An 11,967-nucleotide genomic window follows, 5' to 3' on the forward strand; every position below is an offset into this window, starting at 1 on the left:
AAAAAGCAATGTCCTTTTAGCTCAACAAGTGTATGAATGTGCTGCCATATATATGGAGTGGGTAGCCCGGCAGGAACATTCCGGCTCTTCTTTTTATTCCCGGATGGGATAAGATTCGGTAACTAAGGTAAGATAATCCGTAATTGAGGTTATAACCTTGTCCGGATAACTTCTTATTTTTGTGACCGGAATATTTCAAATAACTGAAAAAGCTGTATTTTAGCAGACATTAAACAAGTTAGAATGATGGATAAGATATTAAATTTAGACAGTGTGGACCAATATAACAGTCTATACGGACTTGAAACACTGAATCCGTTGGTCAGTGTCATTGATTTGAACAAGGCTACCCGGCAGATGGACTATGTGCACTGGAACTATGGCGTTTATGCACTTTATCTGAAATTGGAGAAAGCTTGTGATATCAAATACGGGCGTCGGAGTTATGACTATCAGGAGGGAACCGTGGTATGTTTTGCTCCGGGACAAACAACGGAAACCACATTGACCACCGACCGTGTGCAGTTGAATGTGCTTGGCATTCTTTTTCATCCGGATTTGTTACGGGGGACCACGCTTGGAAAAACAATAAAGAAATATACCTTCTTTTCGTATGAAGTGAGCGAGGCGCTGCACCTTTCGGAAGATGAGCGCAATATTATGACAGATTGCCTGAAGATTATCCGTATGGAACTGGAACGGGGGGTGGACAAGCACAGTAAGACCTTGCTGGTAAACTATATAGAACTGCTTCTTAATTACTGTATGCGTTTTTATGAACGTCAGTTCGCCACCCGCAGTCATTCGAACCGTGATGTGTTGACACGCTTTGAAGGGTTGCTTGACGATTATTTTGAGGGCGAACTTGCCGAGCGTGACGGATTACCTACCGTGAAATACTTTGCTGACAAACTGTGCCTTTCATCCAACTACTTCGGGGATATGTTCAAGAAGGAAACCGGCAAGACTCCACAGGAATATATTCAGGAAAAAGTGATAGAACTGGCAAAGGAACGGATGTCCGACAGGAGAGAAACCGTCAGCAGGGTAGCCTATTCACTGGGATTTCAATATCCGCAGCATTTCTGCCGGTTGTTCAAGAAGCGTGTGGGCTGTACACCGAATGAATATCGGGCACAAAACCTTCTTTTATAGTATTCTGTCGTAACAAGCAATGCAAGAGACTATGTTGGACTTGAGGACTGTATATGAATGTAACCGCTGTCTGGGTTGCAAGACATTGCATCCGCAGGTGGGCATCATCAATCTGGAGAATCCTTCATTGGAAGAGGATGCGGTGAAGTTTGAATTCTATGCTGTCTTGCTGATTGAGGATTGTCCGGGCGGTTGTTGCTGCTGCGGACGGAAATACTATGATTACTCCAATGCTACCATGGTGTTTCTCACTCCCGGCGAGATCTTTCGTATGAGTAAGGAGAATACGTTGCCGGATAAAGGATATCTTTTGGCATTTCATCCTGACCTGTTGTTCCGCACCTCACTGAAGAATCATATTAAAAATTATACCTTTTTCCATTATCGCAAGGAAGAAGCGCTGCATCTTTCGCGGCGTGAGACAGAGAAAGTGACGTGTTGCCTCTCGAATATAGAGGATGAGTTGCATCATCCCATTGATACTCATAGCAGTATTATTCTTTCCCGGCATATAGAACTTCTGTTGGATTATTGCACCCGGTATTACGAACGCCAGTTTATTACCCGTGAGAATAAGAACAAGGCTCTTTTGGAAAACATGGAACGTTTGTTTGTGGAATATATCGCATCCGGAAGGTTGCAAGGCGGCAAGTTGCCCACATCCGGCTATATGGCGGGAGAGCTTGATTTGTCTGTCGCTTACTTCGATGATCTGCTGAAGTTTGAAACCGGCAAGACTTTGGAGGAATATTTGCAACTGAAGCGGCTGGATATAGCCAGGCACATGTTGTTGCAGGACGGTCATACGCCTGCTGCTGTGGCACGGAAGTTAGGCTATCCTAATGTGCAGTGCTTCAGTGTGCTTTTCAAGAAAATAACAGGTGTCGCCCCCAGTGATTACCGGCTCTCGCAGAATTGATAACCGGGTTGCAGTACCATGTTTTTGTGATACAGTTCCCTTCTGTAAAAATGGTAATTCTATCTGTAATTTATCTACAAAGAATGAATGGGGCCTGGCTTATCTTTGCATTGTGAAATGAAAGCGGCTTTGTCCGCATCGGAATGAAGCAAGACAACAGATGAAATCATTTAAACAGGTAGAACGATGTATATTGAACAAGTAAATTCTCCGCAAGACATAAAACAGTTTTCTGCGGAACAGTTAAGACAGTTGGCAGGTGAAGTCCGCAATGCATTATTGACCAAGTTAAGTGCTCACGGAGGACATGTGGGACCTAATCTGGGAATGGTGGAGGCTACAATAGCATTGCACTATGTATTCAATTCACCGACGGATAAGATGGTATATGATGTATCCCATCAAAGTTATACACATAAGATGCTGACCGGGCGTAAGGATGCTTTCCTGAATCCGGAGGATTATGATGTGGTGTCCGGATACACCAATCCCCGGGAAAGCGGGCACGATTTTTTCACTATCGGCCATACTTCCACCTCTGTCAGTCTGGCTTGCGGTCTTGCCAAAGCCAGAGATCTGAAAGGCGGACACGAGAATATCATAGCCGTGATAGGGGATGGATCGCTCAGCGGCGGAGAAGCTTATGAAGGTCTGAGCAATGCGGGAGAAATGGGAACCAACCTTATTATAGTGGTTAATGATAATGAAATGTCCATTGCCGAAAACCACGGCGGGCTCTATCAGAACCTGAAAGAACTGCGCGACACGGAGGGACGGTCGTCCTGTAATTTCTTCCGTTCTCTGGGGTTGGATTATCTTTATGTGGGAGAGGGGAATGATATTCCGTCTTTGGTTGCGGCTTTTGCCAAGGTGAAAGATACATCACGTCCCACAGTGGTTCATATTCACACACAGAAAGGAAAGGGATACGCTCCGGCAGAAGCCGACCGGGAGGAATTTCATTGGGAGATGCCTTTCGATCTGGAAACGGGTAAGCCGAAGGTGGATTGCAGCGGTATGGAGGATTACCATAGCCTGACCGGGAAGTTTTTGTTGGAGAAGATGAAGGAGGACCACACGGTTGTTGCCATCAGTTCGGGTACTCCTACTGTGATAGGTTTTACTCCTGAACGCCGGAAACAGGCAGGGCGTCAGTTTGTGGATGTAGGTATTGCCGAGGAACATGCCGTGGCATTGGCATCGGGTATCGCTGCCGGTGGCGGACGTCCGGTGTACGGGGTTTACAGTACTTTTATCCAGCGTTGCTATGACCAGTTGTCTCAGGATTTGTGTATCAATGGAAATCCGGCGGTGATCACTGTGTTTATGGGGACAGTAGCCGGAATGAACGATGTGACTCATCTGGGTTTCTTCGATATTCCGCTTATCAGCAATATCCCGAATATGGTTTATCTGGCTCCTACGTGTTCCGAAGAGTATTTTGCTATGTTGGAATGGGCTGTCCGCCAGACGGAATATCCCGTTGCCATCCGTGTGCCGGGAGTGGCAGTGGTGCATCGTAAGGAAGAGTTTGACACGGATTATAGCGAGTTAAACCGCTACAAAATGACAGCCAGGGGAGAAACTGTCGCTATTCTTGCATTGGGTTCTTTCTATGATTTGGGACAGGCTTTGAAGAATAAGCTTCGGGAAGAGTCGGGTGTTGAGGCTACTTTGATTAATCCCCGTTACATAACAGGGCTTGACGAACCGATGCTGGAAGAGTTGAAAGTGGGGCATCGTATTGTCGTAACGTTGGAAGACGGGGTGCTGGATGGAGGATTCGGCGAGAAGATAGCGCGTTATTATGGTAATTCTGAAATGCGGGTGCTGAATTACGGACTTCGTAAAGAATTTGCAGACCGCTATAATCTGGATGAGCTGATGAAAGCCAACCGGTTGACTGACAAGCAGATGGCGGAGGATATTGCCGGTATATTGGAATAACCTTTTACGGAATGGCTGAAGTCCGAGACTTCAGCCATTTTTGTAATAGTGAAATAGATAAGCCGGATTAAAACTGTTTGTTACCATAAGCATGAGAACTGGAATACTTATTCTTTTTCCAGAAGCGAATAAAACACAGGATGATAATCGGGAAGTAGTTCCGGGTGAAAAGCTTTTATCATGTCACTCAGAAGAACATCGGGTGAGAGGGGAAGATTCTCATACAAAGGTATCCATTCCAGATTGCAATAAATAACCTTCTTTTCTTTAAAAGCCCGGAAATCAGCATATTGTGGATTGGAAGCTTTTAATGCTTCATAAGAGAATTCTCCTTTATAACCATTCATCACTCTCCAGTAGCCGGCATTATATCCTTTGGCGTATACGGTTTCAAAATCCATGAGTACACCTCCTGTTTCAGGATTATCCTTCATAAAGTAATCGGCCCCTGCGTCGGCGAACAAGCGGGCATAGAAACTTTGTCCTCCGGGTACATACCAGGTATCTCTTCTCATTTCTCCACTGAATACACTGGGACGCTGTTTTACATTGGAAACTTTGGCTTTCAACAGGTTATAGCGTTGTTCCATTTGTGCAAATAATTGGCATGCCTCTTCCTCTTTACCGATAAACATACCTGCTACCTTGATCCATTCGGACAGCCCCAATGGTGATGTTTCCTTGAATGCCCAATAGGGGACCAGAGGGATGTTCAGCTCTTTCATCACTTCATACCCTCCCCGGCGGTTGGGAGATACGAAAATGATATCGGGTTGGGATGCAATGATAATTTCCGTATCAAAGTTTCCTTCCATTCCTATCTTTTTCACCCGTCCGTCTTTTAATCGGGCAAGCCATTCCTTATTCTGCATCCGGCGGGTGGTACTTGTCGCTACCACTTTGTCATAAGCGTTCAGACCGGTAAAACCTGCCAGTTGCGGCGTGGTCATGCAGATCACTCTGTCTGTCGGAGTCGGAATAACGGTATAGCCATCGGGTATCTCGGCTTTTGTTCCTTTAGGAACTAAGGCGAAAAGTTCGGGTATTGCATGGTTATTGTTCGGCTCCGAGATGGACAGAAGCTTTACTCCATCCGGACGAACAGTTATTTTGAAGCCTTTGGCATAACGGGGGGCCAGGGCTGTTTGTATGGTATCTGCGGAAGGTAGCCCGTTTTCACTCACCGGGTTGCGGCTTTTATAGCCGCAACCTGCCAGGCAGAAAGTTGTTATGAGCAGATAGACAAGTCTGGTTTTAGAGGTCATGCTAAAAATAGTTTTATTGCTTGAAACGAACCAGCAGACTGACATAGAAAGAGCGTCCCGGTGTCAGAGTTGCATAATTACTGTTATAAGGACGGTCATCTGTGTAATTGAAAATGTTTTCAACTCCGACGGCGGGTTCCAGAGCAACAGATTTTAAATTGAATGAATGGCGTGTGTTGATATCCCAAAGCTGGTGGGCGGGGGCGTTGCCGTAAGTTTTAGACCAGCGTGTACCTTGATAGCGTCCGTTGATTGCAATATTGAATGTATAATCATTCCATGTTTTTCGCCAGCTGGCATTGAAATTACCCGAGTGACGTACTGTTCTTTCCAAACGGATGTCTTCCGTACGGTTGCGCCCGTCCGTGTAAATATAGTTTGCTCCGAACATGAAGCCTGTGAAGGGACGGACTGAAAAACCTATGTCAAAGCCTTTCACACGTGCCTTTTCTATATTGCGGTACTGGCGTCTGCGAGTGATGCCGTTTTCAATATCTTCGGGCGTTGTTCCTATATCTTCCGCTTCAATCTTGTCTTTCAGGTCATTCTGATAAATGGACGCGGCAATGGAGAACAAACGATGATTGTATTCTATATTCAAATTATAGAAATTGCTCTTTTCCGGGTCCAGGCCAGGGTCTCCGACCGTGATTTGTCCACGGCTTTCAGAAACGGCATACATTTGTTGCAAGGTAGGTGAACGGAATCCGGCAGCGTAGGATGCACGTACATTCAGTTCTGAATATTGGTACATCAAGGATAGTTTGGGCGTGAACTGGCTTTTAAACTTTTCATTATAGGCATACCGTATACCTGCCACTACGCTGATTGCATCCAGTAGTTTTACTTCGTCCTGTACGTATGCTGCCAGTGTATAAACACTTTGGTATTCATTATTCAGCATCTTGCTGGTTTCAGTCGGCTCCAAGCCTTCGAATACATAGTCCAGTCCGGTAAAAAGTGTATTGTTCTTGTGGGTTTTGAATACACCTTTTAGATTGGCATTGGTGTAAGTCTGGTCTTTACTGAGGACTTCGTCACCGGTTTTATGCGTTTTTGCATCATTTATATAGTCATAAAAAGAACGGAAATTGGTGGTGCTTATATTCCCTTCTATATATGAAGCCCGCTTAGCCAACAGATATTTGGCTGTTCCACCCACTGTATAGGACTGATGCCGGTTGTTGTAATCGTAGGCTCCGGTACGGTCGTTCTCGCTGATAAAAAGATTACCGTTCAAATGAAGGCTTAAACGCTCTGTGGCTGCGTAGCTCAAGGTTTGGCTCACATTATGCGAATGATTCTTATAGACCGGTTTCTTTGTGGTTTCCACCAGTTCTCCCTTGCTTTCCTCATACGGATTCAGTTGCCATCCATCCGAAGTGCGGTAATTATAGTTCAAGTGTGCGGATAATTTTCCATCATTGGCGTCTGCGTTGACTGATTCTGAAATTCGTCCGTGAGAACTTACACGGGTATTGGAAGATACATTCAATGCAGATTTAGGATCATCGGTAATGATATTGATTACTCCTGCGATGGCGTCACTGCCATAAAGGGCGGAAGATGCTCCTTTTAATACTTCAATACGTTTTACGGCATCCATATTGATCCGGTCGTAATCTATAGATCCCGAAATATCTCCGGCTACTTTTTTACCGTTAATTAATACGAGGAGGTATTTATCAGGCAGTCCGTTTACGTATAGGGTTGTTCCCATAGCGGTGGTTTGCACCGAGATAGAGGGAACCAGTTTCACCAAGGCATCCTGGAAACTGGATGGATTGGCATTTTGCAGATCACGTTGGGAAATGACCTCTACGGGTACAGGGCTGTCTTTCAGCTTGTGGTGAGTTCCGGTTCCGGTTACCACTACCTGATCCATGTTGAAAGTGGTACTTTTCAGCCTTATCACCATTTCTTTTTGACTTTGACTGACTTTCTGAGTGACAGGAGCATAATTCAGGCAACTGGTACGCAGGGTATACGTTCCCTCTTTGATGTCTTTCAACAAAAATTCTCCTTTAGGATTGGTAGCACATCCTATTGTAGTTTGTTCCAAACGTACGTTAGCGCCTTCCACCGGCTTTCCTGTACGGGCATCCACTACTTTTCCACTTAACGATATCTGGGCGGACGCACACACCACCATGCAGCCGAATAAGGCTGTCAGTAAACATTTCTTTTTCATCGAAATAATTTAAGAATTAATAATTAGCTTTCCTGGCCCCGGGAAAGCGTGAATTATCTATGTTCAGACCTGGCAGGTTTCCTGGCTTCACCCTGAAAAGCGCCTTCCCATTTCTTACAAAGGAAACAGTGGCATGGCGAGAGTTGCTTTTCATTGACGGGTTTCACAGTAGCGGGCACTGCTTCGGATTCTATGACCGAATTCCCTTTTATGCAAATACGGAAAGTACTTACATCACCAAATCTGATGCAAAGGTAGGGTTTTATTTTAAAATCTTTTGGGATTCTGAAAATAAAAGAAACATTTTTGTGATGTTTGATACTGATTTATAGGCTTCTTAATATATAAGGAAGGGACAACTAAGGACGAATGGGCATTTTCTTTGGCAGGATGAGAGGCTTGTTTCCGGTTTTAAATCCATAACTACTATTAATAGGTATTGACTGCTATTGGAAATAGTTCTATCTTTGCCCCCGTTACGATGAAGAAGCATTTGATTCATATTCTAAAGCTTTTCCTTCCACTGATATTTATTGCCTATTTGGGAGGTATTACCCTTTTTACTCACTCGCATGTGGTAAATGGGGTGATTATCGTACACTCGCATCCGTTTAAAGGGGAGCATCAACATACGGAAGTGGAATTGGAAACTATCTTTTTCCTTTCTTCTTTTGCTGCTTCCGGTAGTTTGTTCACTCCGTCTTCCACAACGGTCTTTTGGGTATTGCTGTGTTTGCTGGCTGTGCCGGCTGTAGAACGCATCAAACTGATACGAACCGGTTGTGGCATTTATTTGCGTGCGCCTCCCGCTGTTTGTTAAATAGTATATTTTTATGTTGGTGGAGTGATTTTCCGTTACATTATCTGTTTGCGGATTCATTCTTCTGACCGCTATCCTTTTATTTATTAATAAACAGAATAACAACACATGAAGAAATATATATTTTTCTTGATGGGAGCAGTGTGTTTTCTACTCTCATCATCGGCTGTGCACGCCAATGAATTGAATAAGTCCGATGCCAATATCATAGGTCATGTATTGGATAAGAATACGGAAGAGCATCTTTCTTTTATCAGCGTATCGCTGAAAGGAACTACCATAGGAACTATGACTGACGCCAGTGGACACTATTTTCTTAAAAATCTGCCTGAAGGAGAATTTACCATGGAGGTAAGTGCTGTCGGTTACAAGACGATCAGCCGGAAAGTAACTTTAAGAAAAGGGAAAACTTTGGAGGAGAACTTCGAGATAGAAGAGGATTTGATAGCATTGGACGGAGTGGTGGTGTCTGCCAATCGTAGTGAGACCACCCGCCGCATGGCACCTACGTTGGTTAATGTGATGGATGTGAAAGTGTTTGAGAACACTAATTCCTCCACCTTGTCGCAAGGACTGAATTTTCAGCCCGGAGTGCGGGTCGAGAATAATTGTCAGAACTGTGGTTTCCAGCAAGTACGTATCAATGGGTTGGATGGCCCTTATACGCAGATATTGATTGACTCGCGTCCTATATTCAGTGCCTTGGCCGGTGTATATGGATTGGAACAGATACCTGCCAATATGATTGAGCGTGTAGAGGTGATGCGCGGAGGAGGTTCGGCTTTGTTCGGTTCTTCAGCCATTGCGGGAACCATTAATATAATCACCAAGGAGCCTGTACGGAACTCAGGGCAGTTGACACATACTCTGACAGGCATAGGCGGTACTTCTTCTTGGGATAATAATACGACACTGAATGCTTCGTTAGTGACTGATAATCATAAGGCAGGATTGTATATTTTTGGACAGAACAGAGAAAGAAGCGGTTATGACAATGATGGCGATGGCTACACCGAATTGCCAAAACTGAAAAATCAGACAGTCGGTTTTCGTTCTTTTATCAAAACAAGTACATATTCAAAACTGACTTTTGAATATCATCATCTCAGTGAGTTCCGTCGTGGCGGGAATAAACTGAACCGACCTCCCCATGAAGCGGATATAGCCGAACAATTGCAGCATACTATCAATAGCGGGGGAGCGAAATTTGATTATTTCTCTCCGGATGAGAAACAGCGGCTGAGTGTATATGCTTCTGCACAGCATACAGGACGCGACAGTTATTATGGTGGAGGACAAGATGTGAATGCGTATGGCGCGACCACGGATTTTACCTGGGTCACAGGATCGCAGTATATCTATAGTTTTGATAAATGTTTCTTTATGCCTGCCGATTTTACCGGAGGACTGGAATATAATCAGGATAACTTGACGGATGATATGTGGGGGTATAACCGTTATACCAAACAAGAAGTCCGTATAGCCAGTGCATTTTTCCAGAATGAATGGAAGAACAAGCAGTGGAGCTTTTTACTTGGAGGGCGTTTGGATAAACATAATATGGTGGATCATGTAATCTTCAGTCCGCGTGCTAATCTTCGTTACAATCCGACCGAAAATATGAACCTGCGTGCCAGCTATTCTTTCGGATTCCGTGCACCTCAGGCCTTTGATGAAGATTTGCATATAGAAAATGTAGGTGGGACTGTGTCTATGATTGAACTGGCAAAAGACTTGACAGAAGAAAAATCACAAAGTCTGAGTATATCGGGAGATTTGTATCATCGTTGGGGAGATTTTCAGGGAAACTTGCTTATAGAAGGTTTTTATACTTCGCTTTCAGACGTATTTGCCTTACGTCAGAAAGGAGAGCGTGACGGTATTATTATCAATGAACGGTATAACGAGAAAGGAGCTAAGGTATATGGTTTGACTTTGGAAGGAAAGATTGCTTACCGTTCCTTACTTCAATTGCAGGCCGGCGTTACCATGCAGAAGGCCGAATACAAGCAGGCACGTGCATGGAGTGATGATGAAACGGTTCCGATGGAGAAAAAAATGTTCCGTACTCCGAATACTTATGGATATTTCACTTTGTCATACAACCCTTTCGTACCGATGACTATTGCATTATCCGGTACTTATACCGGTAGTATGATGGTAGAACATAAAGCAGGTTTTATTGATAAGGACATTGCTGTGAATACACCTGATTTCTTTGAATTGAATCTGAAAGCCGGTTATGATTTCAATTTGTATAAAGGCATAACCATGCAGGTCAATGCTGGAGTACATAATATCTTTAATGCGTATCAAAGTGACTTTGACCGGGGGGCAAAACGTGATTCCGGTTACATTTATGGACCGGGTATGCCGCGTTCTTACTTTGCCGGAGTGAAATTGAGTTTTTAATTTGTATATATTATTGCCGGGAGAGGAGCGCTGTCCGCCCTCTCCCGGCAATTTGCGTCATAGAATAAATAACCTGTTATAGGACTTTCGAACAGGTTATTTTAGATAATAATTCTTTTGATACTTTTTATTTAGAATAATTATCTAAAATAAAATGCTTTATTGGATGTAAAATCTGCTATTCCTATCTTTGTGAAGAAATAAATCTGAAATGTGATTAATATAAAGATAAATCTTCTATATAGCTGTCTGTTATATGGATTTATCGGAATTAATAAGTAAAAAGGTCAAAAAAGATGGGTATTGCTGAGTTGATAAATAAGGAAAAGAAAACAGCATTTTCTTTCGAGGTTCTTCCACCGTTGAAAGGTACTGGAATTGAAAAACTATATGCTACAATAGATACATTACGGGAGTTTGATCCTCTTTATGTCAATATTACCACTCATCGCAGCGAATATGTGTATCGCGAGTTGGGGGGTGGCTTATATGAACGTAATCGTTATCGGCGGCGTCCGGGTACGGTAGCGGTGGCTGCGGCTATACATAATAAATATGATATTACTGTTGTACCGCATATTTTGTGCAGTGGTTTCTCGCGTGAAGATACGGAATATATATTGCTTGATTTGCAATTCTTAGGTATTACTAATCTGTTGGTACTCCGGGGTGACAAGGCAAAAGATGAATCTTCTTTTGTTCCCGAGAAAGATGGTTATGCCCATGCTTTGGAGTTGGAAGAGCAGATCAATGCTTTTAATGAAGGCAAATTTATTGATGGAACGCCGATTCAGGCTCCTTTAACTCCTTTTCGTTATGGGGTGGCAGGCTATCCGGAGAAGCATGAGGAATCTCCCAACATGGAACAAGATTTATATTGGTTAAAAAAGAAAGTGGAAGCCGGAGCCGATTATGTAGTGACACAAATGTTTTATGATAACCGAAAATACGTTGACTTTGTGGAGCGTGCAAGAAAAGAGGGGATTAATGTTCCTATCGTACCGGGCATCAAACCTTTTTCCAAGCTATCACAACTCAGTGTTATTCCTAAAACATTCAATGTGGATTTACCACAGGAATTGGTTGTGGAAGCAATGAAATGCAAGGATGATAAAGAAGCGCGTGCATTAGGCATAGAGTGGTGTATCAATCAATGCCGGGAGCTGATAGCATATGGGGTTCCGGGGATACATTTTTATACAGTGGGTGCGGTGGATAATGTGAAAGAGGTGGCGACAGCTGTTTATTGATAGTCTTT

General features: G+C 43.6%; 8 protein-coding genes and 1 riboswitch. Of the genes, 6 read left to right on the forward strand and 2 right to left on the reverse strand.

Going from position 1 to position 11,967, the window contains the following annotated elements; translation table 11 throughout:
• The first annotated feature begins 246 nt into the window (after positions 1–246).
• From BVU_RS15570 to BVU_RS15580, 3 genes are all read left to right on the forward strand, one after another.
• Positions 247–1,155 (forward strand): helix-turn-helix domain-containing protein, encoded by a 909-nt coding sequence (locus BVU_RS15570; protein ID WP_005853290.1) that lies wholly within the window; start codon positions 247–249, stop codon positions 1,153–1,155.
• Between the two features lie 31 nt (positions 1,156–1,186).
• Complete coding sequence (locus BVU_RS15575; RefSeq protein WP_005853293.1) at positions 1,187–2,074, forward strand: helix-turn-helix domain-containing protein; 888 nt, start codon at positions 1,187–1,189, stop codon at positions 2,072–2,074.
• Positions 2,075–2,260: 186 nt separating this feature from the next.
• Positions 2,261–4,021: a 1-deoxy-D-xylulose-5-phosphate synthase gene (locus BVU_RS15580; RefSeq protein WP_012055540.1), complete on the forward strand. Its 1,761-nt coding sequence runs from the start codon at positions 2,261–2,263 to the stop codon at positions 4,019–4,021.
• 107 nt (positions 4,022–4,128) lie between these two features.
• On the opposite strand, the gene BVU_RS15585 is transcribed toward BVU_RS15580, so the two are convergent.
• Positions 4,129–5,286 (reverse strand): ABC transporter substrate-binding protein, encoded by a 1,158-nt coding sequence (locus BVU_RS15585; protein WP_012055541.1) that lies wholly within the window; start codon positions 5,284–5,286, stop codon positions 4,129–4,131.
• 13 nt (positions 5,287–5,299) lie between these two features.
• Positions 5,300–7,477 (reverse strand): TonB-dependent receptor, encoded by a 2,178-nt coding sequence (locus BVU_RS15590; protein ID WP_012055542.1) that lies wholly within the window; start codon positions 7,475–7,477, stop codon positions 5,300–5,302.
• Positions 7,478–7,530: 53 nt separating this feature from the next.
• Positions 7,531–7,734: riboswitch (cobalamin riboswitch) on the reverse strand.
• A gap of 182 nt (positions 7,735–7,916) precedes the next feature.
• Here BVU_RS15590 and BVU_RS15600 point away from each other — a divergent pair.
• From BVU_RS15600 to metF, 3 genes are all read left to right on the forward strand, one after another.
• Positions 7,917–8,297 carry a hypothetical protein gene (locus BVU_RS15600; RefSeq protein WP_005853300.1) on the forward strand — a complete coding sequence of 127 codons (381 nt, stop codon included), beginning with the start codon at positions 7,917–7,919 and terminating at the stop codon, positions 8,295–8,297.
• A gap of 108 nt (positions 8,298–8,405) precedes the next feature.
• A complete protein-coding gene (locus BVU_RS15605; RefSeq protein WP_012055543.1) occupies positions 8,406–10,709 on the forward strand; it encodes a TonB-dependent receptor in 2,304 nt (767 codons plus the stop codon).
• A 296-nt stretch (positions 10,710–11,005) separates the two neighbouring features.
• Positions 11,006–11,959, forward strand: a complete 954-nt coding sequence (gene metF, locus BVU_RS15610; protein WP_005846514.1) for a methylenetetrahydrofolate reductase [NAD(P)H] — start codon at positions 11,006–11,008, stop codon at positions 11,957–11,959.
• Positions 11,960–11,967 lie beyond the last annotated feature (8 nt).

It is taken from the genome of Phocaeicola vulgatus ATCC 8482 (assembly GCF_000012825.1).
GTDB lineage: Bacteria > Bacteroidota > Bacteroidia > Bacteroidales > Bacteroidaceae > Phocaeicola > Phocaeicola vulgatus.